Here is a 24694-nt window from a genome sequence, read left to right on the forward strand (position 1 = left end):
GACCGTCAAATAGCAGCAATAGATCAAAACTGTCGATCGCGGTCAAGATGGTGCCGTGGTTTTTATGAAAAACTGATCGCCAGATCACGCTATTTAAATTCTGGAATTAGCTGCGGAATGACGGTTAAAATGTATACAGGATAAATGATAACCATTCCCAATTTGCAGTGTTTTGTACATCACCACATGAATAATTTCCTAATACACAATATTTACGTCAATACCGATGTAAATAGCTCAAGTATATTTTTCAAGGCAATATCAATTGAAATATCACATTATTATTTTCGTTCATATTGAAGTAGCAATTGATAAATTATCTTGAAAAATGCCACTCTCAAAGAAATCAGCCAACTGAAAAATCCATAAGATTTACTATCAAATACTAGGAGTTATCGGGGATAATCATACGCACCGCTGATGTTCTATCTCAGCATGAATCGTTCCTGATAATACAGATTTTGACGGCCAAAATTCACCATTACCGATTTGTAAAAGTGGTCGCAACCCAAGTGCAAATGCGTTAAAGCGATGAATAAAGCGTTAGCTACCCCGATCAAAACCAACATTGCTTGGCTATTAACTCTAGAAGCCTTTGATATGATGTCACTATTCACCGATGGAAGCTTATACCGAGCCACATTGCCACTAAAGGGATCCTGATGTTTGGTTTTATCACTAATACGCTGTTGCCTGTGCTCATTCTGTTGTTACTGGGGTGGGTGTTTTTCCGCATAAAAATGCTCAATGAAGGGTTTATCGAGGCGGGTTCCAAGTTGGTGTTTAATGCGGCACTGCCAGCGTTACTATTTCTGTCTATCAGTCAGGCAGATTTTTCCCATGCCGCGAATTTCAGGCTTATCTTGACTGGCGCGATAGCAACCTTGGCCTTTTTCCTATTATTGATGCTGTTCTGCCATTTCACTGTATCACCACCCAACGCCAGGGGCGTGGTCACTCAGGGCAGTTTTCGCGCCAATATGGGCATTATTGGGCTTGCCTATTGTACCAATACCTATGGCAATGACGGACTCGCTGCGGCCTCGGTATACCTGGGATGTATCACCATTTTGTTTAATGTGCTGTCTGTGTTCGTCCTGAATTTCTATCTGGACGGTAAGCGTTCCGTACGGCAACACATTAAAGGCATTGTCACAAATCCGCTGATTATCGGCATTCTGCTGGCGTTACCTATCTCTTACTGGCAAATCCAGCTACCGGAGGTGCTGATTCGAACCGGTAAATATTTTTCGCAACTAACGCTGCCGCTAGCGCTTATTTGCACTGGAGCCTCGCTGCAATTCCGTTCTTTCAGTGCAGACTGGTTCAACATAGGTATCAGTACCCTGTGCAAGTGTCTGCTGTATCCTGGCTTTATGGTGTTATCGGCCTATTTGATGGGATTTAGGGGAATGAATCTAGGCATAGTGCTGCTACTGTCTATCGCGCCTACCGCGGCGGCAAGTTACGTGATGGTACGGTATCTTGGTGGCGATCATCGGCTCGCCGCTAGTATCATTGCAGTAACCACACTGGTATCGCTACCGATAACCGCAGCCGCATTCGGCACATTGACGTATTTTGGGATAATCTGACAAACAAGTGAGGTGATGGGAAACACCGCAAGCGCATGGTTTTATCTTCAATTGCACTTCTTCAGACACACTGACTACACTTATTGATGTAGATCAATTTTTAAGCAGTAATTAGCATTTCGCTGCAAAAAGCTGAGAGGTCTGTTATGAGTAATCATGTATGGGGACTCATGCTGCATCCCGAACACGAATGGCACAATATCAATGCTGAGCACGAAACCATTGGCCACATGTATGCACACCATACACTGTGGATGGCGGCAATTCCGGTATTGAGTTCATTTATTGGCACGACCCAGTTCGGCTGGACATATGGTGGTGAAGAATCCTTCAAAGTGTCCACGCTAAATGGTTTAGCGTTAGGGATAGCTTTCTATGCGCTGATACTATTGGCGGTGGGAGTTGTCGGTAGCCTGCTGCACTGGTTAGCGCGAAATATCCCAAATCGACCGAGTCGTAAAGACTGCATTATTTTTGCTGGCTATGTAGGCACGCCGATGTTTCTCAGCGGTATATTTGCCATCTATCCGGTGTTCTGGTTGTGCTTGCTAGCGTTGATTGTTGGGGTACTCTATACCGCCTATCTGTTATATACCGGAACACCAAGCTTTTTAGGGATCAGCCACAAGCAAGGATTTATCCTGTCGGGCGTTACACTGGGCGTGGGAGTGCTGGTACTGGAAGTGCTGTTGGCAGTGGTCGTGCTGCTGTGGAGCATGGGGTCAGAAAACAGTGTTATCTGGCATTTCTTCCGCTAACGCTCGTCACGGTGGCTTGGCTATCGAAATGACAAGGGACAACATAATGTTGTCCCTTGCTTATAGCACGTATCGCCACCTTAATTTTTTCCGGCTTGCGTCAACAGATAATCTACCAGCGCGGCAAAATAGGCCTCTGGATCTTTAGCATGTGTGATGGAAGTAAGATTAACGATATACTTACCACCTACCAGAAATGCGGGCACACCTTTAATGCCAAGGCTGTCTTGATCTTTAAAGGCTAGCGATAGTTTGTCTAACGTGGCATCGCTATCCATCGCCCTATAAAACTTGTCGGCATCAATGTGGTGCTCCACTAGGAACGATTTGAGATCTACTCTATCCGGTAAGCGCCGCTCAGATGCTGCAAAATCATGATAAAACGCCATGATTTTATAGACGAGTTTGCTGTTACCACTCTGCTCCAGTGCGTAGAACACATGCGCATCAAACACCCAGCGATCGCGCCCGATAGCAGGACGGCGCACAAATGTTACTTTAGGGTTAGCCTGTTCATATTTCTCGACGATAGGATTCATCGCCTGACAATGAGGGCACCCCAGCCACAGATATTCAATAACATACGGAGCCTTCACGCCTGGCGCTTTGACGGCTGGATTTACGGTGATGTAATCCTGTCCTTCTTTAAACTGCAGCGTTTCGGCACTCGTGCCCACCACAACACTCATCCCAGCCAGTAACACACTGGCCAATAGCCACATACGACGTTTCATTACCACGTTATTCCCTGCAAAATACCTGTTATCAAATGTCTGAAATAGTGCCTAAAGATATTGCGTAATACCAGCAACAAACACCGTTAAAACATTAACTTCTGTTAACTCTACCAAATACCGCAGTAGCAAATTACGATTTACCAGCTCCTTTGCTGTTGCTTAACGGATGCTCCGTTTTAGGGATATCAGATACCTTGATATCGCCATCTTTCGTTTTACCGTTAACCACCACGGCCGTGCCATGTGGCGAAACTTGAGCCCCCACACGAGTGCCATGCCAACTGCAACCGCTAACCATAATGAAACCAATCACAACGAGCAGGAATTTCATGTTGATGACGCCTCACTCTGCCTATAAATTGGATTAACCAATTGTTATAAAAAGATTATTAACCTACAACGACACCGGCTAAACGCCACGATGTAAGCCATGATCTCGGTTACTTCCGCATCGTCATCACAAAAAATGCTGACTTGTTGACGCCTACTCTCACATTATCTTAGCCGTGGATATTTATCATCCGTATAGCGTTATTAACAGAATATCTGGCGGTTGAACCCTCACAATTTTTATGACATCGGCAGATAAAAAGTGTATTACTGTCAAAGCATTATCAATAGTTATTCATCAAAAATGAGTGCGTAAACAGGATCCAACGATGTCAAACCAGACCATTTACCTTCCCAACTATACCGTTGGCGCAGATGCCTACGACAAAATTGCTTATATCACAGCCCCCTATGGCAAAAAGGCCGTGGTGGTGGGTGGCAAAATTGCCATGTCCAAAGCGCGGCAGGCCCTGAGCGACAGTGTCGAACACACAGCAATCACATTGTTAGGCTTTCTCTGGTATGGTGGCAATGCGACTATGGAAAATGTCCAGCGTCTACAAGCTGACCCACTGGTGCAGCAGGCGGATATGATCTTTGCTGTCGGTGGTGGACGCGCCTGTGATACGGTAAAAGTCTTGGGCGCCTTGCTCGATAAACCCGTGTTTACCTTTCCAACATTGGCATCAAATTGTGCCGCTTGTACCTCGTTAAGCGTTATGTATCATGAGGATGGTTCGTTCAAGGACTACGCTTATCAAAATCATCCGCCACTACATACCTTTATCAATACCCAGATTATTGCTGAATCACCAGTATCGTTGTTCTGGGCAGGGATAGGCGATGCCTTAAGCAAAGAGTATGAAGTGGCGTATTGCTGCCGCGACAAGCAACTGTCACATCTGCCCCAATTAGGGTTAGGCGTTGCCAAAACCTGCACCGCACCACTGCTGAAGCACGCTAAAAAGGCGCTGGCAGACTGCCGCAGTCATCGAGTTTCTGCGGAGCTAGAAGAAGTGGTACTGGATATCATCATGCTCACGGGGATTGTGTCCAACTGCACAGTGCATATCAGCGATCAAATTGCCCCGGCCGACCAGTATTACTACAACAGTTCACTGGCGCATTGTGTGTATTACGGCAGTTCCTTGATCCCGGCATGTGAGTCACATTTACATGGTGAAATCGTCGCTTTCGGTGTGCTGTGTTTGTTGAAATATGATGCTAATGATACCGAATTTAACCGGATTTTAGCCTTTAATAAATCTTTGGGGCTGCCTATCACCTTGGCTGATATCGATTTAACCACAGATGACCTACCAATTATTGCCGATAAAGCCGCATCGGTGATTGAATGGCGCCATGCCCCTGGGACACCTACGAAAGAAAAGTTCATTGAAGCGATTGTTGAAACCGATCGTCTCGGACAGTTAGCAAAGTAATGTTACGGAAAAACGACGCGGCAACGTCAATGTCCGTCGAGACCAAAAAAGTGGGGACAGTAAACTGTCCCCAAAAGTTAAGTGTGAGTATTAACGTGTTAACGCATAACAAACAACATGTTGTGGCAACTACATCGCCACGGCTGCCGGTTTGGCATTCTCTACCACACTGCGCAGACGCGCCTTCAGATCCTGATAAATCTGCTCCGCATGGCTTTCTGCCCAGTTCTGATCGTCAATCGATTTCAGGGTTACGGCACAGTATTTAGTCTCCGGCGTGTTAGTGACCGGATCCATATTCTCCTGTGTCAGTTCGTTGCAGGCACCGACCCACCATTGGTAAGTCATGTACACGGCTCCGCGATTGACGCGTTCATTAAAGTTGGCGCGGGTAATCACTTTACCACGACGTGACTCAACCCAAACCAGTGCCTGGTCCTGGATCCCCAGTTGCCGTGCATTATCTGGATGGATCTGCACAAACCCCGGTTCATCTGCCAGTGCCTTCAGCGCCGCACAGTTACCTGTCATCGAGCGGCAAGAGTAATGGCCCACTTCACGAACGGTACTCAGTACCAGCGGGTAATCCGGTGTTGTCAGCTCCGCCGGTTTACGCCACTGATGAGTCAGCAGCTGTCCCTTACCAGAAGCAACTGCAGTAAACTTCAAATCGGTATACAAAATCGGTGTTCCTGGATGCTCCAGTGTCGGACACGGCCACTGAATATGCCCCAGTTCGCCCATCTTCTCGTAGGTCACACCGTAGTATATTGGACACAGTTCTCTCAGTTCGTCCCATATCTGCTGATCGTTGTCATAGTGCATTGGGTAACCCATCTCAGTCGCTATCAGCGAGATGATCTCCCAGTCACGTTTAACGTTGTACTTAGGTTCCACTGCCTTATAGAAACGTTGGAAACCACGGTCACAACAGGTATAGACACCGCTATGCTCACCCCAAGAGGTGGCTGGCAAAATCACATCGGCCATTTCGGCGGTCTTGGTCATAAAGATGTCTTGTACCACTAACAAATCCAGTGCTTCCAAGCCTTTACGCACTGAGCTGGTATCCGCTTCGGTCTGCATCGGGTCTTCACCCATGATGTAGTAGGCTTTGACTTTGCCTTCCATTGCTAGGTGCGGTACCAGTGACAAACGCACCCCAGGTTCAGGATCCATCTGCGCCGGATCAATACCCCAGGCTTTGGCGAATTTCTCGCGGATAGCCGGGTCGGCTACGGACTGATAGCCTGGGAACAGATCCGGCAGCACGCCCATATCACAAGCCCCCTGGACGTTATTCTGTCCTCGGACAGGCGCTACCCCAGCCCCGGCACGGCCTAGATTGCCAGTGAGCAATGCCAACGCCGCCAGACTTTTAACGGTTTCAGTGCCCTGACCGTACTGTGTTACCCCCATACCCCACATAATGACAGCGGATTCGGCCCCAGCGTAAGTACGCATCGCTTGACGGATCTGCGCTGCCGGTACGCCAGTCGCTGCTTCTACAGCTTCCGGAGCATAGTCTTTCACCACATCCCACAGACCATCGAAGCCTTCGGTATATTTGGCGACAAACTCTTTGTCATACAGCTCTTCTTCGATCAGGGTATAAATAAAGGCGTTGATCAATGCCATGTTGCTGCCGTTGTGCAACTGCAGGAACTGGTCAGCAATGCGTGCGGTTTCAATCTTACGTGGATCACACACCACAATTTTGGCGCCTTTCTGGCGGGCTTTGACAATACGCCGAGCCACAATCGGATGAGAATCCGCGCCGTTATAACCGAACACAAACAAACATTTTGAATTTTCAATATCGTCCAACGAGACGCTCATAGCGCCGTTGCCCAGTGTAGCGCGCAGACCTGCGACGGATGGGCCGTGTCAGACTCGAGCGCAACAATCGACGTTATTAGTGCCGATCACTGCGCGAGCAAATTTTTGCATCACATAGTTGGTTTCGTTACCAGTACCACGTGAAGATCCTGTGGTCATAATGGAACGAGGGCCAAACTTCTGTTTGATTTCAGAAAAACGTTTAGCGACAAATTTGATTGCTTCATCCCAGGACACAGTTTCAAAGGGTGCCCCTTTGCTGCGACGGATCATTGGCTCGCGCAAACGCGGAGTCAGCAGTTTGGTGTCGTTGAGAAAGTCCCAGCCATAATAGCCTTTGAGGCACAATTCCCCTTGGTTGGTGTAGCCATTTGCGGCCTCGGCGCGGATAATCTTGCCGTTATCCACCACCAGATTCATCTTGCATCCCGCACCGCAATACGGGCATACAACGGTTGCTTTTTCCATAGTTATCTACCTTTACCAGCTTAAGAGTAGAGCTGAGCCCCGGCGTCCAGTGCGGCGCGGCGGCGTTTTTCAGCACTCATGGCCTCAAGTTCATTGCGGTCAATACATCTGAGTGCTTCTGTCGGACAAACTTCGATACAAGCCGGCCCTTGTGGGCGGGTGTAGCAAAGGTCGCACTTGTTGGCCTGGGCTTTTTCAACCAGGACATTAACGGCAGCGCCGGTATTGCGCACCACCGGATGGGTTACCACTTCCATGGCGCCGTACGGACAGGCCACCACACAGGTTTTACAACCGATGCAGCGATCCTGCAGCACATGCACAAAGCCATGTTCGCGGCGAATAGCGTTATTGGGACAAACGTTAGCACAGGGAGCATCTTCACACTGACGGCACGCTGTCGCAGTACTGATGTCACCCCCTTTTACAACGTGGATACGGGGATTGAAGTTTACGGCGCTGACACCAGTCACGTCCCCGTCTGGGCGATGGGCAACAGCGCAGGCTACCTCACAGGTGCGGCAGCCGATACACTTATTGGCATCAGCGAGAATAAAACGATTCATAATACTCTCCGGTTTTCCACAGGCTCTTGTTACCTGTTATTACAAAGCACCTACACACTCTATGGCTTTAATACATAATTCAAGCCAACTATTTTTCCCATTTAAAAACATTAGGTTACATAAAGAACATAAGACTAAGACCAAAATTCACGGCACTGTCGTCACGTCACTTCGACAAAACTGTCGAGTGTCAGCAGCACTCACCCTCGACACTCAGCTGCGGGATCTGCCGCCAATTGTTGTCAGAAAACATCTGGTACAGCGCCGCCACAGCTTGGCTGACCGCTGGCGTCATGGGATAACAAAAACCGACGATGTCTGGCTGGATGCCAATCATTACCACTTCATCCACCGCCTCACGTAAATCATCGATAAGATAATTGAGCGGCATGCTATGGGTACTCATCAGCATCATTTCACCAATACAATCAGGGTCAATTTGCCTAATTTCTCCGGGATTGAGGCCCATTTCAGTCGCATCCACCACCACCAACACTCTGGGTGCCAATGCGCGAATATGTACGGTTTCGGTTTCCGGGGCGCTGCCGCCGTCCACTACTTGCCAGCCATAAATCGGCCTGTCGGCCAACTGCTGAGCCAGTAAGGGGCCAGCACCATCATCGCCCATCATGCTGTTACCAACACACAGCAGTACTTTGGCTGCGCGGTCGGTGTCCGGGTTTGCTTTAGTCATGGAGCCTCCTGACGATCAGGTGAATTGCAGTTTCGGTCTGGATCATCTCCAGCATAGTCATCAGCTGATCGCGCCAGTGCAGGATCTCGCTATCGACAGTGTCATCCATTGCCGCCAATCCCTTGGCCAGCATCACCACATGAGTACTGTTGATCACGATTTCGCCATACTTAGGAATGCCCGCCAGTTTCTGACGGGCCTGCTCGTCAGGAATGGCAGCAAGCCATTCCTGATAACGTTCCAATGGACAAGTTAATGCGGGTTTAAAACAGTCAATCACCCCTAAGTGATGGCCGATGGCCAGACCGTAATACACCAGCTGTTGCGATTCTGGTTTGGCATCCTTGTCATCGACAAACTTCTGATTGAGGATGAAAAAGGTAACCGATTCGCTCATGCCCGTAGTGCTCCTGTAACCTGTTGTAATTGACCGATGATCTCATTCAGCCGTGGGTCGCTCTGCATGGTCAGATACTGCGCCACAGCCGCATCGCTGTCGGGCGTTATCAGCAGTTCCAGATACTTATCGGCAATCTGCCGTCCGTAACGGTAACCCGCTAATTCACGCGCCTTACGCTCTACTGCAACCCGAAGTTGTGGTGCCACTTGCGGATGGCGAAGCTGGGCTGGATGACTGTCGATGGCAGAGGGTTCACGGGCGTGAATTTTCTGCTCCAACAGTCCCAGTGCCATAGCGAAACCGTACAAGGTTGCCGCCGGCGTTGGCGGGCACCCCGGAATGTAAACATCCACAGGTACGATTTTGTCGGTACCGCCCCAGACGCAGTAGAGATCATGGAAGATACCACCACTGTTACCGCAGGCGCCGTAGGAAACGATGATTTTGGGATCCGGCGCAGACTCATAGGCTCTTAAAGCTGGTACGCGCATAGCACGAGTGACCGCACCGGTATATAACAAGATGTCGGCATGCCGCGGAGATGGCACCACCTTGATGCCGAAACGTTCAGCATCAAACAGGGGGGAAATGCTGGCAAAAATCTCAATTTCACAGCCGTTACACCCCCCGCAATCAACGCGATAAACATAAGCCGAACGACCTATATTTTTCAGCAAAGATGCCTTCATCTTAGCGATGCTTTCATCCACGGTCAGTGGAATAGGCATACCGTTGGCATCTCGTGTGTCTGGTAAAGTTAAGCTCATAGCACTGGCTCCCGTAATAACCGGCTCAGATTGATGCGCTGTGACTGGGTGATATTGTGCGCGCGTTTACAATGCGGGCAGGTGTGAAGCTGCTGATGCAGCGCCTCACGATCTTCGAACTGGCCAGTTGCCATCAACAGATCTTCGGCGTATTGCAACTCTTTAGCGACGGCGAACGGTTTACCGCACTCAGCACAAGTTGCCAGCGGAAACGCTGACTTCTGATACAAGTCCTCTTTACGCCACACCGCCATCTGTACTTCTTGCGTCAACACGATGGCATGGGTTGGACAAACTTCTTCACAGCGACCGCAGAAGATGCAGCGACCGAGGAACAATGACCACTCTTGCATACCGCTAACCAGATTGGTTTGCACCGTCAGCGCATTCGCCGGGCAAGCATTCATACAGGCCGCACAGGCGATACACTGGGACGGGTCCTGTTCAGGTTTGCCGCGAAAGTTTTTGTCTACCTCTGGTGGGGTCAGCGGATCTGTGCCGGTAACCACGCCAGTCTGCAGCGCCTTTTTCAAAAATTTCAGCATAATTGACTCCTTGGCAGACTACTTCAGCGGGGAATTGGTACGCTCGATGGCGTAACGTTCCACCTCTTTGTAGGACACGGTTTTGCTAGAGCGCTTGTTGACATCAACAAAAGTGACGCGGTCAGTGCAGGAGTAGCAAGGGTCGAGGCTGCCAATAATCAGCGGTGCGTCGGAGACCGTATTGCCCCGCAGCATATAGCGCAGCGTAGTCCAGTTGGCATAAGTCGCCGCACGGCAACGCCAGCGGAACAGCTTTTGGTTATCTCCGGTCATACTCCAGTGGATGTCATCGCCACGCGGTGCTTCAGTAAAGCCCAGTGCAAACTTATGTGGCTGATAGGTAAAACCATCCACCTGCAACGGCCCACCAGGCAGATTATCCAACCCGTAATCGATCATATTGAGGCTGGTATAAACCTCATTAATGCGCACTTTCAGGCGCGACAACACATCGCAGCCCTGTTCGCTATGAACTTGCATCGGTAACAGACCGTAACCCACGAACGGATGATCGGCACGAGCGTCACGGGCATGACCACTAGCACGTACCATAGGACCAACGTTACTGAAATCGCGGGCGATTTGCGGGTCAAGAATGCCGACACCAACGGTACGTTCTTCCATGTTGGGTGTACTCAGCAACACATCGACCAGGTCGTTCACTTCACGGCGCATCTCCTGCGCCAGTTTACGGGTGGCAAGCATGTCATCTTTGAGTAAGTCGCGACGCACCCCGCCTATCAGGTTCAAACCATAAGTCTTGCGGGAGCCGGTGAGAATTTCGGCCATTTTCATGGACACTTCACGCACGCGGAAGAACTGCATAAACCCAGAGTCAAAACCGGTAAAGTGGCAGGACAAGCCTAGATTCAGCAGGTGGCTATGTAACCGCTCCACTTCCAACAGAATGGCGCGGATCATCTGTGCCCGCGCTGGCACCTTAATGCCTAGCGAGTTTTCAACCGAGGTGGTGTAAGCTGTGCTATGGGCAAACCCACAAATACCGCAAACCCGATCCGACAGGAAGGTCACTTCGTTATAACCCATACGGGTTTCCGCCAGTTTTTCCATGCCTCGATGCACATAAAATAAACGGTAGTCAGCATCGATAATACGTTCACCATCCACAAACAGACGGAAGTGTCCCGGCTCATCAGAAGTCACATGCAGTGGGCCGATGGGCACGATGCGGTTTTTGTCGCTCCCCAGTTCGTTGATAAACGGATAGGTTTCGCGATCCGTTGTCGGCGCGGGACGCTGGCGATAATCCATACTGTCTTTACGCAGCGGGAACAGATCTTCTGGCCAGTCATCTGGCAGTACCAAGCGCCGTTCATCCGGCAGTCCAACTGGATGCAGGCCGTACATATCACGAACTTCGCGCTCGCCCCACACGGCCGCAGGCACACGTGGCGTAACCGCCGGATATTCGAGCGTATTGGCATCCACCAACACCTTCACCACAATCCAGCACTTTTCACCCGCTTCCATCGACAGCACGTAATACACGGCAAAATGGCCATTCAATGTGCGTTCATCATTGCCGAACAGCACACTCAACCAGCCCCCCTGGCGGTAATACAGATATTCCACAATTTCCGGCAATAATCCGGTTTTTACGGTAATGGTGACCTGATCCTGAGTCTGTCTTTCCTCTTCCAGAACGGCGTTTGGAAACTGTGCTCTGACCCGGGCCAGATAACCGGCGGCTTTATGGTCGGCATTGGCAACAGTGTTTTGATTAGTCACGGTACATCTCCTGCTGGGAAGGGGTTGATTGAGAAGCGGTGGTGCTGACAGCCCCGGTAGTTGACATACCCGGTACCGACAGCGCCCGCAATTCGGCTTCACCGGCTTTATCACCGTTCAGCACAATGGTGGTGGCCTGTTGCAGCAACTGTGTCACCGGTTGTGGAATATGGGTGCCCATCAGCAACATCAGCGCTAGTAGCAACGCCAGCGGCGCTGTCGTCAGCCAACCAAGTTCACCTTTGCTGACATTGTCAGGCTGCTTACCCAGCACCGACATCACTACCATCCGTACCAGTCCCGCCAACACAATGGTCAGCAGTGCCAGCAGCAGTAATACCAACCACAAGTGACCAGCATGAATACCTGCGGTGACTGTCATAAACTCACTGAGGAAGACGTTAAATGGTGGCATGCCGCCAAGAGCCAAGGCACCGCCCGCCAGTAACGCCCCCGAGAAAGGCGCCACCCGCAACAACCCTTTAATGGCATTCATATCGCGGGTACCATATTTCAAAAGGACGTTGCCTGAGCCACAAAACAGCAGGGTTTTTGCCAGACTGTGGTTCAAGGTGTGCAGCATGGCGGCCAGAATGCCCAGCGGGCCACCGATCCCTAAGGCCACCGCAATCAGCCCCATGTTTTCCACACTGGAATAGGCCAGCAGACGCTTCATGTCGTGCTGAACCAAAATGAGGAAAGCGGCGACGCCCACGGACAACAGGCCAAATATCAGCAGCAGCCGCTGTGGGAATTCGTTACCAATGGCAGCGCTAATCAGAATGTAATAACGCACAATCACCAGCAGCGCGCAGTTCAGTAATACTGCTGACAGCAACGCACTGGTAGGGCTTGGCGCCTCACTGTGAGCATCCGGTAGCCAAGCATGCATGGGGAACAGCCCCGTCTTAGTCCCAAAACCGATCAGCACGAAAATAAACGCCAGGTGCATCAGCGTACTATCCAGTTCACCCGCATGATGCAGCACTTCGGTCCAGAAGATCGCATCGCCTGGATTGGCCATCACATTGGCCGCATTGGAGTACACCAACACAGTACCGTAGAGACCGAACGCCACCCCTACGGTACAGATGATGATGTATTTCCAGGCCGCTTCCAGTGATGACTGCTGCCCATAAAGCCCCACCAAAAACGCTGAGCTGAGGGTGGTGGCTTCAATCGCCGCCCACATCACAATCAGATTGTTGCTGGTGATCACCAACAGCATGGTGAACAGGAACAGATGGAAAAAGCCGTAGTAGCTGCAAAGTGAGCCGACACTGACTTCACCATCATCGACTTCATGGTTCATATAACCGATGGAATAGATACCGGTAATAAAGCCGATGATACCGAGAATGGCCAGAAACAGCGCACTCAGTCCATCAAGATGCAGCCAGTTATGGGCGGCAAGTAATTCGCCCTGACGATAGACGGTCCACACGGCCACCAGTGAAGTGACCAGTAGCAAGGTACTGCCGATAGCATGCACCATAGTGACCAGTTTTTGCGAGCCGTCGCCAGTTAGACGACAGGCAAACGCCAGCAGCGAGGTCACGAGTGGAATGGCCAGCAGGGTGATAAAAAGATCCAATGTAGCCATGTTGTTCACCCTTTCAATGAGATCAGTTTTTGAACATCAAGAGTGTTCATGGTGCGGTATATACGCCGCGCCATCAGCGCCATGATGATCACGGCGAAAATGGCATCAGTAGCAATGCCGATTTCCACCAGTTCTGGGGCACCATGTGCCAGCAAAGCGAGGGTCAGATGTGCGCCGTTCTCCATCAGACAGTAACCAAACACCTGCTTGAGGATATTGCGCTGACTGACAATACACAGCAGCCCGATAAGAAAATGCCCTAGCGACACCGCCAGCACCGGCTTGAGCTCAGTCAGCATTGGCAGTTGTACCGGCTGCACCGCAAAATAGCTCACCAGCACAATCGCGGCAGCGATCATAAACAGTGCCGCCGTGCTAATAACACCGCCATCAGCTTTAGGATCTGCCAGTTTGCAAAAGGCGCGATACATGATCAGTGGCACCAGCACCACCTTGGTAATGAAGGCACTGATGGACCACATATACAACTCATGGGCCCCGAACATATTCGCCAGCGTGATGAAAATACCCACCAACACCAACGACTGCAGCGCATACAGACCGGCGGATAGCGTCGGTTTTTTCGCAGCAATCACCAGCATGGAGGTGACAATCATCAGCCCGGCGAGGTTATTGACAAGCAATGTTCCAGTCATATGATTTCTCCCTTACGCCAGCCAGGTTGCCGCAATAACGCTGGAGATCAGCGACATCACAATCAACACCACCAGCACTATCTTCATCGACATTGGCACCGCGGACGCATTAGCCACTTCAGTTGAGGGTTCACCGGGCACGGTACGACCGAACCACAACAGCAACCAGGCAAAACTGGCGACCGATTCAATCAGCGCAATAATCAACAGCGGTAACAGCCACCAGTGCTCATGGCTCAGTTCAAAGCCCGCCGCAAACAGCGGGAATTTACTAAAGAAGCCGTTAAACGGTGGCACCCCGGCAATCGCCATTGCCGCCACACAGAAGCCAATGCCCAATAGCGGCATACAACGCAACAGGCCTTTCAACTGTGGCAACATACGGGTGCCACAGGCATAACTGAGGGCACCAGCCACAAGGAAGAACAAGCTCTTGGCATAAGCGTGGTTGAAGATGTAAGCAATACCGGCATCAAAGGCCATTTTCGAATTGAAGATGGACAGTGACAGTGCCAGAAAGATGTAAGACAACTGCGCAATAGTGGAATAGGCCAGCAGACGTTTCATATCTTTCTGCGGCAGATACATCAGGAAGCCATACACCATAGTGATGGTTGCCATTACCGCGCCGACTACCCCGATTTCATGAGGCACAGTCCCCGCCGACATAATGGCGCGGGCAAAGATGTAAACGCCCACTTTCACCATGGAAGCAGCATGCAAGTAGGCACTGACTGGCGTTGGCGCTTCCATCGCATCTGGCAACCACATGTGCAGTGGCAGTTGTGCTGATTTACCCCAGGCTGCAAACAGTACACCGCCGAACACCACCAGCTTGTCGGCATCACTGAGCTGACTGATAGCCGTTAGCTCAAAAGTCCCGGTTTTGGCAAACAGCCAAGCCGCCGCCAGATACAAACCAACAGAGGCGATGTGAGTCACCAGCAAGGCTTTCAAAGCTGAACGCAATGACTTGGGACTCTGATAGTAGCCAATCAACCCCCAAGAACAGCCGCCAGTGATTTCGAAAAACAACAGTTGTCCGAGGATGGTGGATGACAACGTCAAGCCCGCCATCGCCCCGATGAACACCAGCAACAAGGCATAATAACGATTACTGCCTTCGTGCGGATGTTCCCGGTTGCCAACCGTGAGATAACCACAGGAATAAAGGCTGATCAGAAAGCCGAGGGACACCACGGCAAAACCAATCAACAGACTGACGCGATCCATCACAAAACCAAACAGCTGGGTATGCCCATAACTGTATAGGGTGAACGTCACATCGGTTTTACCGCTGTCCAGATAGGCGTAGGCCAGAGCCGCCATACCCAAAGTGGCCAGCAGCGCGAACAGCGTGCACAGCACCTTGGCGTGTCGCTGTGGCATCAAAGCGATCAACAGTGCGCCGATAAACGGCAGCAGCATGGTCGCAAGCGCAATATTCTCCATAAGAATGCTGACTCCTTATAGCCCGGTCAGATAGAACATGAACGCCAGCGCCGCAACGCCGAAGCCCATCCAGGTCACCCGTCCGGTCAACAGGAAACGACCACGGGCAAGCGTATTTTCAATCACGGCGGCCACCACAAACACCAGTACCAGCTTGACCACAAAGGCCAAGGTTCCTAGCAACAGGCTGGCAACAGTGAGGGTGTCGGCTTTACCAAACGGCACGAAGATGGCGAGAAACAATCCGGCAACCACTACCTGTTTGAGGCTGATGCCCCATTTCACCAGCGCCAGACCGGCACCAGAGTATTCAGATAGCGGACCTTCTTGCAGTTCCTGCTCGGCTTCGGCCACATCGAACGGGATTTTGCCCATCTCGATAAACACGGCGAAGGCACAGGCCAGCAGCGCCATGGCAGTAGCGGTTGGGGCTGCCCATTGCTGCGATGCCAAGGTGCTGCTGATATTGCTGATATTGGTAGACCCCACTATCAGCGCCACCACCAGCAGACCTAACATCAGAATGGGTTCCACCAAGATCCCCAGCGTCAGCTCACGGCTGGCACCAATACCGGCAAAGGTGCTGCCAGAATCCAGCCCTGCTAGCGAGAAGAAGAAACGGAAAACCGCGAACAGATAAAGTAAGGTGATCACATCACCACCCGCCGCCATCGGTGATACCTGAGTCACTAGCGGCAAGGTCATTGCCACCAGCAACATGGTGCCAAGCAGCACAAACGGCATCACCCGGAATACCCCACCACAGTTGCTAGGCGCAACTTCCTGGCGGGTGAGCAATTTCATAATATCGCGGTATTCTTGCAACACACCGGGCCCTTTGCGGCTGTGCATCTTGGCGCGGATCACCCGCGACAGGCCTGACAACAGTGGCGACACGGCCATTAACAACACCGCTTGCAGCAGTCCTGCAATCAGTGCCAGTACCAAGGAATTTTGCATCATCATCCTCTACTCCTTAGGCCATGGTGACGATCAACAGCACAACCAGCGCTGCGACCACATACAGGCAGTAGGCACGAAAATCGCCATACTGGATCCACTGCACCAGACGACTGAGTCGTTGCACCCCACTCACAACTGGCAATACCAGATGTTCATCCCAGACTGGTTCAACTTTGGCAGCTGCGTCAGTAGTGGCAGCTAGAGACCGTTGCAACATGGGCGCAGGGTCGAGTGTCTTACGCAAGCGATAGAGCGGCGCAAACAACACCCGCAATGGCTGCGCAAAACTTCCAGCAGACAAGGCCATTTTGGCCTCGTAGCCATAACCACAAGCCCAAGGCGTACCACGGCGGGTAAAGCGCAGTCGATCACTGCCACCTTTGACGCTGTAGATAATCAGCGGCAACAACGGCAGCGCCAGCAGCAAGATAAACAGCAACGGTGTGTTAAGGCTGGTCTGAGTCACATCGCCCGGGAACACGCTGGCACCACTGGCCATCGCAATGGCCGAGGTATGACTCAGTTGCGCAGCGATATTGGTGATCACTGGCGCAACCACGGCGGCACCCACCCCCAGAAGTACGCACAGAATGGCGAGTAGCCACATGGCACTGGTCATACTGAAAGGCACTTCACGGGCATTGGCAGCTTTTTCACTACGCGGCGCACCACAGAAGCAAATACCATACACTTTGACGAAGCACATGGCGGCCAGCGCCCCGGTAATCGCCAACATGACGATAGCGGCCGGACCTGCCAGTTTTAGGCCCACACTGCCGTCGTGGCTCATGGTGAACAGGGACTGATAAGTGAACCACTCACTGACAAAACCGTTCAGTGGCGGCAGTGCGGAAATTGCCATACAGCCGATGAGGAACGCCACCGCTGTCCGCGGCATCAGTTTGGCAAGTCCGCCCATCTGCTCCATATCCTTGGTGTGGGTGCGGTAGATAACCGCGCCAGCGCCGAGGAATAACAAGCCTTTAAACAGCGCATGGTTGATCAGGTGATACAATCCCCCTAGCAATCCCAGTAGCGCCAGCAATGGGTGATGGGTGGCAATCCCTATCATCCCGGCACCCACGCCCATCAGGATGATGCCGATGTTTTCAACGGTGTGATAAGCCAGCAGACGTTTGATGTCGTGCTCGGCCAGTGCATACAACACACCGAGTACGGAGGAGACGGCGCCGAAGGCCAGCACCACTACGCCCCACCACACTTCGGTCGCCCCCAGCAAATCAATGCCCACCTTGATGATACCGAAGATCCCTATCTTCACCATCACCCCAGACATCAAGGCGGATGCATGAGAAGGCGCAGCCGGGTGAGCGCGAGGCAACCACCCGTGAAGCGGCAGCATCCCAGCTTTGGCACCAAAGCCAAAGAACGCTAGCAAGAACACTGCAGACGCTTCACCGACGGGCAAATGCGCTTCACGGAAGGCGGCAAAATCTAAGCTTCCCGCATGACGGTACAGCAGGAAGAAACCGAGCATGATCAGCACAGATCCCGCATGGGCGATAAAGAAGTACAACAACCCTGCCCCTACCGCTTCATCATCCTGCTCCGAGATCACCAAGAAATAGGAACTAAGAGACATCGCTTCAAACAACACGATAAAGTAGAAGGCGTTATCTACAGCCACCAGCGCCACCATAGAAGCGATAAACAGGTTCATGAAGAACCCCATCGCCCAGGCACCTTTTCCACGATATTCCTGCAGGTAAGCGAATGAATATAGCGAAGTCACCACCACCAGAATGGAAATGACCAGCACCATAAACGCTGCCAGCATATCCAGTCGCAGTGTCAGATGCGCAAACGCCGCAAAAGGTCCGGCATAATCGGCAGTGATAACCTCTCCGTCTAGCAGTACTGGCAACGCTGCGATAACCCCAGCAATCCCGCCGACGAGCGACAGTAAGCCACTCACACGAATCGCCAGTGCCTCATTGCGGCACAACAGTAGCGACAACAGGGCGCCAACCATGTAGAGCGCCAACGAGAGTCCCAACCAGCTTAATGGCGTCATCATAATTTTTGCCCCTCATCAGTTGCAGCAACAGTGCCAGTGGCAGACTGAGCATGCCAGCTCCCGGAATTGGGCAGCGACGCCAACTGCCGTTTACGCGCCGACGCTTTAGCAAGCTCCGCGTCGCTCACCAGTACAATGGCACTGGTCGGGCAGGTATCAATGCAGGCGGGGCCTTCCGGCCGGAAGCTACACAAGTCGCACTTCACCGCAACAGCTCGTATCCCAGGTCGCCAGTCCAATAGCGGGCTGATGGCACGAGGGGGACGTGGGGCTGGAGCCGCCAAAGGCGTGCAGACATCCAATGGAATATCCAGTGGTTTAGAACCACTGAGGGTAATGGCACCGAACGGACAGGCAATAGCACACAGCTTACAGCCAATACACAGGCTTTCGTTGAGTACGATGGCTTCATCCTCACGGCGGATAGCGTTGACGGGACACACAGTGGCACAAGGGGCATCCTCACACTGATGACACATCTGTGGCGCTGATTCTTCAGCACTACGCATCACCACCAGTCTTGGTTCGGTCTGTAACCCTTGTAGCCGGTGTGCCTCTGAACACGCCGCCATGCAGGTATTGCAGCCGATGCACAGTTGCGGATCGGCAATGACAAAACGGTTCATATACTCTCTCTAAGCACTTGATCCCACCTTGAGCCCATTTCGTCACTTTTGACGACTTAGCTGCCACTGACAGATCTGTCGACACCTGTAACCCTGAGCTAAAAACCGGGACAACTTCCCATGAAGCGGGGCTTTGCGCGTATCGGGCTATATTGCTGATCGTCTGACCTGCATCCCGGCGAGCAATGCTCCGGTTAAACGGCCACCCCAAATGGCTGACCAATGTCCCTAGTGAGCATTTTCTGCGCCAACTGCGAAAAATATTTTTTAACCGTTTAATTTCATATAGTTGCAATAAATTCCGGGGTAACATAACGTTCAATTGAGCTTCGACACTAGCTGAATTCGACAGTAGTGACACCGCTTGATAACCTGCGGTTAACTCAATGGTATGGCTGGCACTATTTTTGCTGAGTTCTATATGTGCTAACGCGCCAGATAAGGAAAAGTGGTGGTAATGGCAACGAATACTTCTATGCCAACCGCGCTGCCATGTTGAAGGAACATATTGAGATACACCGCACTGGTCATCGGTATTTCGAGTTAGCAACACCGCGTATTTACCGCTCCTTGGGGAGAAATGCGGTTAATTAACCGCTGTGGTTTTGCAGTGATCGGCACAAACTGATGATCGTAAAAAGTGTGTGACGTCTTATCCAAGGCGTAGCCGACGAAATTGCGGTGGTTCGCTAGGCAAACTAATAATAACGAGGGCGTACCGCGCCTTAAGGAAAACTTTTTATGCAACATTCCCATACAGATGCTTTCACCATTTTCTTTACCCGGTTCACATGCCAGCAAGCCAACAACATTGCAGGCCATAATGACCCATTCAGTTACTTCGCCAACCAGGCTGGCTTGCCCTAATTCATATAATTCAGGTAGTTTGTGACTAACACTGCAATTACGTCAGGAACCCCTGGAGAGTTGGGATGTAATCGCATTTTGATAGATGAGAATATGTTTTAATAAATCGTCCGTCTTAGCGAACTGCATGGATGCGCTGTGTACCGAGTGACAGCTGTCAAAAACAACCCTGTCTCGGCACAATGGCCTTTATGTTGTTGTAATAGAATTTGGAACTATGGCACAGCGATTTCAATACCTTAGTGAACAGAAAAGCTGCCTGAGGCTGACGCATCAACTGCTGGATCAAGCCAGTGTTGATACTATGCTGCAGAGCCTGAATCAGCATTTTGTTGAAATAGGATTACCCTATGACTGTTCGGTGCTAGTGGATGGCCCGATGGCAGTACCACGGCTTTACCTCGAAGCTGATGATGGCAGCATCCGCAGTTTTGACGAAGCCTCCTTACTGCAAAACGGCCCGTTACGCATAGTGCAAGCATCCAGAACGGTGCTGCATCTTAGTTGTGAAGACTACCGTCAACGCTATCCGCGTTTAAGTGTGAGCATCCGTCCCCAGCCATTTGGTGATTATCTGGCCCTGCCTATCCTGAACCATCACCGACTCATGGGATTATTGGAGATCACTCGCCATGATACCGGGCAGTTCACAGACGACGACATTGCCCATCTGGAACTGGTGGCCGAATCTATCGGTATTGCGCTGGAACACCTGCAGTCACGGCTGGCACTGAATTTTGAACAAGGGCAATTGTGTGAAGAACGCGATGACTTCCACGTGCTGGTCAATGTCACCAACGCCGTTATCACCGAGCGTAGTGTCGAATCGCTGGTGGATAAAATCGCCAGAGAAATTCACTGTTACTTTGGGATTAACGCCATCAGCGTATGTTTGCCAGAAACGGACCCTAACAATCTGACGCTTTATAACGCCTTTTTCGTGCAGCCCGGCAAACCACAGGAAGCTCAGATCCATATCAGCGCTTCACGCAGTATTTGCCAACAAGTGCTCGACAGTGGCGAAATCCTGTTACGACAATTGTCAAAGGACGATCCTCTGGCCTGTAACGAAACCCAATTATTTAATCTGTGGCCAGCAGATTCACACCTGCTGTGTCTGATCCCCATAAAATTTGCCGGACAAGTGTTAGGCGTGCTGAAGCTGGCGCAGGCTGACGAAACGTGTTTCCAAGGTTCGCGCTTGCAGTTGCTGGCACAAGTTGCCGAGCGCACGGCCATCGCCGTAGATAACGCGCGAGCCTACCAGGAAATCAACCGCCTGAAAGATAATCTGGTGCAGGAGAATAACTATCTCAGTGAACAAGTGGAGAGTCTCAGCCATCAGCAATTTGATGAAATTATTGGCCGGAGTAAAGCCATCACTGAAGTATTGAAGCAAGTAGAGCTGGTGGCGAAAACCGACTGCAGTGTGCTGTTACTCGGCGATACCGGAACAGGCAAAGAGGTGTTTGCTCGTGCCATCCACCGCCTAAGTCCCCGTAACGGCAAACGCATGATAAAAATGAATTGCGCCGCCATGCCCGCAGGCTTGCTGGAAAGCGATCTGTTCGGCCATGAAAAAGGTGCTTTTACCGGCGCCAGTAAAGAACGTATGGGGCGCTTTGAACTGGCACATCAAAGCAGTTTGTTCCTTGATGAAGTCGGTGATATGCCGCTGGAGCTGCAACCTAAACTGCTACGAGTATTACAGGAACAAGAGTTTGAGCGGGTTGGCGGCAACCGGCTGATCAATGTCGATGTGCGCCTGATCGCGGCTACCAATCGCGATCTGAAACAGATGGTGACAGATAAGGAATTCCGTTCTGATCTGTTCTACCGTCTCAATGTATTTCCTATCCGCTTGCCACCGTTAAGTGAACGTCGCGACGACATTCCGCACTTGGCAAAGTACTTTGTGTTCCGCGCCAGCAAGCACATGGGGCGCAACATCGACAGCATCCCATCGAGGGTGTTGCGGCAACTGCAGGAGATGGACTGGCCGGGTAATATTCGTGAATTACAGAATGTTATTGAACGGGCGGTACTCCTGACCACTGGTCATGTGTTGCAACTACCTCCCGAACTGGGCCTGTTTGAAGCCGAAGAGGAACTACAGCTAAGCCCTTACGAACCGCAACCACAGCGTAATGCCGAAGAAGACGACGAATACCAGCGGATTGTTGCCGTGTTGCAGGAAACTAACGGCATTGTTGCTGGGCCGCGAGGTGCAGCGCACAAACTCGGTTTGAAACGCACCACCCTACTGTCGCGCATGAAACGCTTGGGGATCGATAAAGAAACCGCGCTGGTATAGCCAATAACCTTCACGTTGCACGGGGAGCTTCCAGCCTGGCTAACACGGCATTGAATATCGCTCAGCGTGGGCACGCCTCACAACAGCCTTGTGCGGAGTCGAAGAACATTCCTCAACTGAAACAACAAAAAATCATTAAAACTCAATAAATTAAATTCAAATTCCAGCATTAAGTGATTCGACTGATGCGTATCGCGAGACGATTAATACAAAATGCAAAAAACAATAACGCAAAATCAATTTCGGGATTTCTGATATTGCGCCAGTAGCTTATCCAACGCATTAGCAAAGGCTTGACGGTCTGCCTGGTTCAGTGCCGCAGGCCCACCAGACTCGATACCACTGGCACGTAACGTGTCCATAAAATCACGCATGGTCAGACGCGCCCGAATATTGTCAGCGGTAAAAGCGTCCCCCCTCGGACTCAATGCTCTGCCGCCTTTTTGCAACACGTCGGCTGCCAATGGGATGTCCGAGGTGATCACCAGATCGCCCGCGGCCACTCGCGCTACGATTTCATTATCCGCCACATCAAAGCCTTTCATCACTTGTAATGTGTTGATAAACGCAGACTTTGGTATTCGTAGCGGTTGATTTGCCACCAATGTCACAGCCACCTGACAACGCTCCGCGGCACGATACAGTACCTCTTTAATCACTGCTGGACAGGCGTCAGCATCAACCCAAATTTTCATAGTACTCGAACCAGGAATATGTTGAATATATTTGAAATTTTACCTTAATGACCCACAATAACCTATACACCTAAGTTTACGGCTGTTAGTTAGCCATATATAGCATCAGATGAATCAGCATGTGTGCCAACATCGCCGCCTCCAAGCCATAACGCCAGAACAACCAGCCAGCAGCAACACCGAAGATACCATTGCCCAACAACAGGTAAATGAACAGAAATGAATTGGCAGAGGTGGTTAACATTAATGCAGCAGGCAGATGCCCTAAACCGAAAAGCAATGCAGATAAGACAATACTTAACCAAATATACGTACGTGGGGGAGCCAAGTTACCGCGACAAAAAATACGATAAAACAGCCACAACAAAAATGACATGGCCCCCCAACGGACAAGTAATTCTTCCGTTAGGCCGCCATACAGCAGCCGACTGTAAAGTGGCAAATCCAACTTACTACTGTTGGCAATAAAATCTGCCGGTAATCGTGGAATAGCGACCTGCTGTAAACATAACAACAAAATACTACAGAGGATGGCAACCAGTCCCGCCATCAGTAATGGATCCTGCACATCTCGCCATCGAATAGGCTTCCGCGCCAACCACGCCGCGAATAATGGAGCGCCCAAGTCCACTCTGACACTACACCAATTGCCTAGCATGAGTGCACAAAGCAATATCACGGTCGTTTGCAAGATAGACAGCAGTATTAATGACCACTGTGGTAATGGCAAAGGAGCTACCACCGCAGACAACAATGTATTGAGCACTGGTAGCAGCGATAACTGACCGCTAATACCTAGTACAAACAGCAACCATAACAAAGGCCAGTTAAAATAATATTTCGATGTCATTCCTTAACCAAGACATATTATGTCAACAATACAACCTACCTTAGCGAATTCGGCACTAGATGCAAGATTTATTTGACATATTATGTCTTAAAACACCTAAAAAAATAGCCACCGACAGCAAGCTATCTGTGGCTATATTGATATAGGCTTGCAACCAGTTATTGCTTATGACCCGGCAGCATCGACTGCAAGGTGTCATCTTTATCAATAAAGTAATGTTTCAGCGCAAAGCCTACGTGACCCACAATCACTACCAACAAGGTATATGCTAACACACTGTGAATGGTAGAAATGTATGGCACCAAATCTGGGGATTTAGGCAGTAATGGTGGAATGGTGAACAGACCAGCCACCGGAATAGGATAACCTGCGGCAGAACTATATGCCCAGCCAACAACCGGCACTAATACCATCAGCAGATACAACAGATGATGCCCGGCATGCGCGGCCTTTATCATCATTGGGCTCATACCTGTCAGCGCTGGCGGCCGATGAGTCACGCGCCAAATGATACGCAGCACAATCAAGAATAAGCTGATGGTAGCAATCGACTTATGCAAGGTGATGGTGTCACTTTTTTGCAGATCGTGCGCCGCATCAATACCATATGACAAAAACAGCCCTGAATAGGCGCCGATTGCCATAGCCGTTAAAATTACAATTGCCATCGCCCAATGCAGCGCTTTGGCAGTTCCAGTATATGATCTGTTTTGAGTTGCCATGAGGTGTTCTCTATAAGT

At 50.8% G+C, this 24694-nt stretch carries 22 protein-coding genes; 4 read left to right on the forward strand and 18 right to left on the reverse strand.

The genetic code is table 11. The features are described from left to right. The first annotated feature begins 662 nt into the window (after positions 1-662). A complete protein-coding gene (locus J3L11_RS09545) occupies positions 663-1595 on the forward strand; it encodes an AEC family transporter (protein ID WP_207570844.1) in 933 nt (310 codons plus the stop codon). Positions 1596-1741: 146 nt separating this feature from the next. Beyond that, the gene (locus J3L11_RS09550) at positions 1742-2353 is read left to right on the forward strand and encodes a Yip1 family protein (protein ID WP_207570845.1); all 612 of its coding nucleotides are present in this window, start codon (positions 1742-1744) and stop codon (positions 2351-2353) included. 80 nt (positions 2354-2433) lie between these two features. Here J3L11_RS09550 and J3L11_RS09555 read toward each other — a convergent pair whose 3' ends face one another. Together J3L11_RS09555 and J3L11_RS09560 are read right to left on the reverse strand one after the other, a co-directional pair. Continuing rightward, positions 2434-3087 carry a thiol:disulfide interchange protein DsbA/DsbL gene (locus J3L11_RS09555; protein ID WP_207570846.1) on the reverse strand — a complete coding sequence of 218 codons (654 nt, stop codon included), beginning with the start codon at positions 3085-3087 and terminating at the stop codon, positions 2434-2436. Between the two features lie 133 nt (positions 3088-3220). After that, positions 3221-3421 carry a hypothetical protein gene (locus tag J3L11_RS09560; RefSeq protein ID WP_207570847.1) on the reverse strand — a complete coding sequence of 67 codons (201 nt, stop codon included), beginning with the start codon at positions 3419-3421 and terminating at the stop codon, positions 3221-3223. Positions 3422-3749: 328 nt separating this feature from the next. Here J3L11_RS09560 and J3L11_RS09565 point away from each other — a divergent pair, with 328 nt between their 5' ends. Beyond that, positions 3750-4862 (forward strand): iron-containing alcohol dehydrogenase family protein, encoded by a 1113-nt coding sequence (locus tag J3L11_RS09565; protein ID WP_207570848.1) that lies wholly within the window; start codon positions 3750-3752, stop codon positions 4860-4862. A 129-nt stretch (positions 4863-4991) separates the two neighbouring features. Here the strand turns inward: J3L11_RS09565 and fdhF are convergent, their stop codons facing one another. The 13 genes from fdhF to J3L11_RS09630 form a co-directional block, all read right to left on the reverse strand. Beyond that, on the reverse strand, positions 4992-7169 hold the full coding sequence (gene fdhF, locus J3L11_RS09570; protein ID WP_207570849.1) for a formate dehydrogenase subunit alpha: 2178 nt from the start codon (positions 7167-7169) through the stop codon (positions 4992-4994). A gap of 20 nt (positions 7170-7189) precedes the next feature. Further along, complete coding sequence (gene hydN, locus J3L11_RS09575; RefSeq protein WP_133039426.1) at positions 7190-7735, reverse strand: electron transport protein HydN; 546 nt, start codon at positions 7733-7735, stop codon at positions 7190-7192. A 190-nt stretch (positions 7736-7925) separates the two neighbouring features. After that, on the reverse strand, positions 7926-8429 hold the full coding sequence (hycI, locus tag J3L11_RS09580) for a hydrogenase maturation peptidase HycI (protein WP_207570850.1): 504 nt from the start codon (positions 8427-8429) through the stop codon (positions 7926-7928). Beyond that, positions 8422-8826 carry a formate hydrogenlyase maturation HycH family protein gene (locus tag J3L11_RS09585; RefSeq protein WP_133039424.1) on the reverse strand — a complete coding sequence of 135 codons (405 nt, stop codon included), beginning with the start codon at positions 8824-8826 and terminating at the stop codon, positions 8422-8424. Before J3L11_RS09585 ends, hycI begins: the two co-directional genes overlap by 8 nt. After that, entirely contained in the window at positions 8823-9596 is a 774-nt protein-coding gene (locus J3L11_RS09590; RefSeq protein WP_207570851.1) for an NADH-quinone oxidoreductase subunit B family protein, read from the reverse strand. Before J3L11_RS09590 ends, J3L11_RS09585 begins: the two co-directional genes overlap by 4 nt. Continuing rightward, positions 9593-10141, reverse strand: coding sequence for a formate hydrogenlyase complex iron-sulfur subunit (locus tag J3L11_RS09595; RefSeq protein ID WP_189617090.1), 549 nt, complete (start codon positions 10139-10141; stop codon positions 9593-9595). Before J3L11_RS09595 ends, J3L11_RS09590 begins: the two co-directional genes overlap by 4 nt. 18 nt (positions 10142-10159) lie before the next feature. Beyond that, a complete protein-coding gene (locus J3L11_RS09600) occupies positions 10160-11890 on the reverse strand; it encodes a hydrogenase large subunit (protein ID WP_207570852.1) in 1731 nt (576 codons plus the stop codon). Further along, positions 11883-13493 (reverse strand): hydrogenase 4 subunit F, encoded by a 1611-nt coding sequence (locus tag J3L11_RS09605; RefSeq protein WP_189617092.1) that lies wholly within the window; start codon positions 13491-13493, stop codon positions 11883-11885. The genes J3L11_RS09600 and J3L11_RS09605 overlap by 8 nt, the downstream gene beginning before the upstream one ends. Before the next feature lie 5 nt (positions 13494-13498). Further along, positions 13499-14149 carry a hydrogenase 4 membrane subunit gene (gene hyfE / locus J3L11_RS09610; RefSeq protein WP_133039419.1) on the reverse strand — a complete coding sequence of 217 codons (651 nt, stop codon included), beginning with the start codon at positions 14147-14149 and terminating at the stop codon, positions 13499-13501. Between the two features lie 12 nt (positions 14150-14161). Further along, the gene (locus J3L11_RS09615; protein ID WP_189617093.1) at positions 14162-15601 is read right to left on the reverse strand and encodes a hydrogenase 4 subunit D; all 1440 of its coding nucleotides are present in this window, start codon (positions 15599-15601) and stop codon (positions 14162-14164) included. Positions 15602-15616: 15 nt separating this feature from the next. Further along, positions 15617-16567, reverse strand: a complete 951-nt coding sequence (locus J3L11_RS09620; protein ID WP_278250731.1) for a respiratory chain complex I subunit 1 family protein — start codon at positions 16565-16567, stop codon at positions 15617-15619. A gap of 10 nt (positions 16568-16577) precedes the next feature. Beyond that, positions 16578-18602 (reverse strand): hydrogenase 4 subunit B, encoded by a 2025-nt coding sequence (hyfB, locus tag J3L11_RS09625; protein ID WP_242695174.1) that lies wholly within the window; start codon positions 18600-18602, stop codon positions 16578-16580. Then, positions 18599-19228: a 4Fe-4S dicluster domain-containing protein gene (locus J3L11_RS09630; RefSeq protein WP_189617095.1), complete on the reverse strand. Its 630-nt coding sequence runs from the start codon at positions 19226-19228 to the stop codon at positions 18599-18601. Before J3L11_RS09630 ends, hyfB begins: the two co-directional genes overlap by 4 nt. Before the next feature lie 1084 nt (positions 19229-20312). On the opposite strand from J3L11_RS09630, the gene flhA reads away from it, so the two are divergent. Beyond that, positions 20313-22409, forward strand: a complete 2097-nt coding sequence (gene flhA, locus J3L11_RS09635; RefSeq protein ID WP_207570853.1) for a formate hydrogenlyase transcriptional activator FlhA — start codon at positions 20313-20315, stop codon at positions 22407-22409. A gap of 236 nt (positions 22410-22645) precedes the next feature. Here the strand turns inward: flhA and J3L11_RS09640 are convergent, their stop codons facing one another. The 3 genes from J3L11_RS09640 to J3L11_RS09650 all read right to left on the reverse strand — a co-directional run bounded on the left by J3L11_RS09640 (position 22646) and on the right by J3L11_RS09650 (position 24676). Beyond that, entirely contained in the window at positions 22646-23104 is a 459-nt protein-coding gene (locus J3L11_RS09640) for a YaiI/YqxD family protein (RefSeq protein WP_189617097.1), read from the reverse strand. A gap of 85 nt (positions 23105-23189) precedes the next feature. Next, a complete protein-coding gene (locus tag J3L11_RS09645) occupies positions 23190-23954 on the reverse strand; it encodes a CPBP family intramembrane glutamic endopeptidase (protein WP_207570854.1) in 765 nt (254 codons plus the stop codon). A gap of 158 nt (positions 23955-24112) precedes the next feature. Further along, positions 24113-24676 carry a cytochrome b gene (locus J3L11_RS09650; protein ID WP_189617099.1) on the reverse strand — a complete coding sequence of 188 codons (564 nt, stop codon included), beginning with the start codon at positions 24674-24676 and terminating at the stop codon, positions 24113-24115. Positions 24677-24694: the final 18 nt, after the last annotated feature.

The sequence above is a fragment of the Shewanella sp. 4t3-1-2LB genome (assembly GCF_017368415.1).
In the GTDB taxonomy this organism is placed as follows: domain Bacteria; phylum Pseudomonadota; class Gammaproteobacteria; order Enterobacterales; family Shewanellaceae; genus Shewanella; species Shewanella fodinae.

What these genes read in the sequence shown, in the direction of transcription:
- J3L11_RS09615 (WP_189617093.1), bottom strand. Translation starts at nt 15,601, where the DNA reads ATGGAGAATATTGCGCTTGCGACCATGCTGCTGCCGTTTATCGGCGCA.
- J3L11_RS09645 (WP_207570854.1), bottom strand. Translation starts at nt 23,954, where the DNA reads ATGACATCGAAATATTATTTTAACTGGCCTTTGTTATGGTTGCTGTTT.
- J3L11_RS09550 (WP_207570845.1), top strand. Translation starts at nt 1,742, where the DNA reads ATGAGTAATCATGTATGGGGACTCATGCTGCATCCCGAACACGAATGG.
- hydN (WP_133039426.1), bottom strand. Translation starts at nt 7,735, where the DNA reads ATGAATCGTTTTATTCTCGCTGATGCCAATAAGTGTATCGGCTGCCGC.
- J3L11_RS09555 (WP_207570846.1), bottom strand. Translation starts at nt 3,087, where the DNA reads ATGAAACGTCGTATGTGGCTATTGGCCAGTGTGTTACTGGCTGGGATG.
- J3L11_RS09565 (WP_207570848.1), top strand. Translation starts at nt 3,750, where the DNA reads ATGTCAAACCAGACCATTTACCTTCCCAACTATACCGTTGGCGCAGAT.
- hycI (WP_207570850.1), bottom strand. Translation starts at nt 8,429, where the DNA reads ATGACTAAAGCAAACCCGGACACCGACCGCGCAGCCAAAGTACTGCTG.
- J3L11_RS09545 (WP_207570844.1), top strand. Translation starts at nt 663, where the DNA reads ATGTTTGGTTTTATCACTAATACGCTGTTGCCTGTGCTCATTCTGTTG.
- flhA (WP_207570853.1), top strand. Translation starts at nt 20,313, where the DNA reads ATGGCACAGCGATTTCAATACCTTAGTGAACAGAAAAGCTGCCTGAGG.
- hyfE (WP_133039419.1), bottom strand. Translation starts at nt 14,149, where the DNA reads ATGACTGGAACATTGCTTGTCAATAACCTCGCCGGGCTGATGATTGTC.
- J3L11_RS09620 (WP_278250731.1), bottom strand. Translation starts at nt 16,567, where the DNA reads ATGATGATGCAAAATTCCTTGGTACTGGCACTGATTGCAGGACTGCTG.
- J3L11_RS09590 (WP_207570851.1), bottom strand. Translation starts at nt 9,596, where the DNA reads ATGAGCTTAACTTTACCAGACACACGAGATGCCAACGGTATGCCTATT.
- J3L11_RS09560 (WP_207570847.1), bottom strand. Translation starts at nt 3,421, where the DNA reads ATGAAATTCCTGCTCGTTGTGATTGGTTTCATTATGGTTAGCGGTTGC.
- J3L11_RS09595 (WP_189617090.1), bottom strand. Translation starts at nt 10,141, where the DNA reads ATGCTGAAATTTTTGAAAAAGGCGCTGCAGACTGGCGTGGTTACCGGC.
- J3L11_RS09585 (WP_133039424.1), bottom strand. Translation starts at nt 8,826, where the DNA reads ATGAGCGAATCGGTTACCTTTTTCATCCTCAATCAGAAGTTTGTCGAT.
- J3L11_RS09605 (WP_189617092.1), bottom strand. Translation starts at nt 13,493, where the DNA reads ATGGCTACATTGGATCTTTTTATCACCCTGCTGGCCATTCCACTCGTG.
- J3L11_RS09640 (WP_189617097.1), bottom strand. Translation starts at nt 23,104, where the DNA reads ATGAAAATTTGGGTTGATGCTGACGCCTGTCCAGCAGTGATTAAAGAG.
- J3L11_RS09630 (WP_189617095.1), bottom strand. Translation starts at nt 19,228, where the DNA reads ATGAACCGTTTTGTCATTGCCGATCCGCAACTGTGCATCGGCTGCAAT.
- J3L11_RS09650 (WP_189617099.1), bottom strand. Translation starts at nt 24,676, where the DNA reads ATGGCAACTCAAAACAGATCATATACTGGAACTGCCAAAGCGCTGCAT.
- hyfB (WP_242695174.1), bottom strand. Translation starts at nt 18,602, where the DNA reads ATGATGACGCCATTAAGCTGGTTGGGACTCTCGTTGGCGCTCTACATG.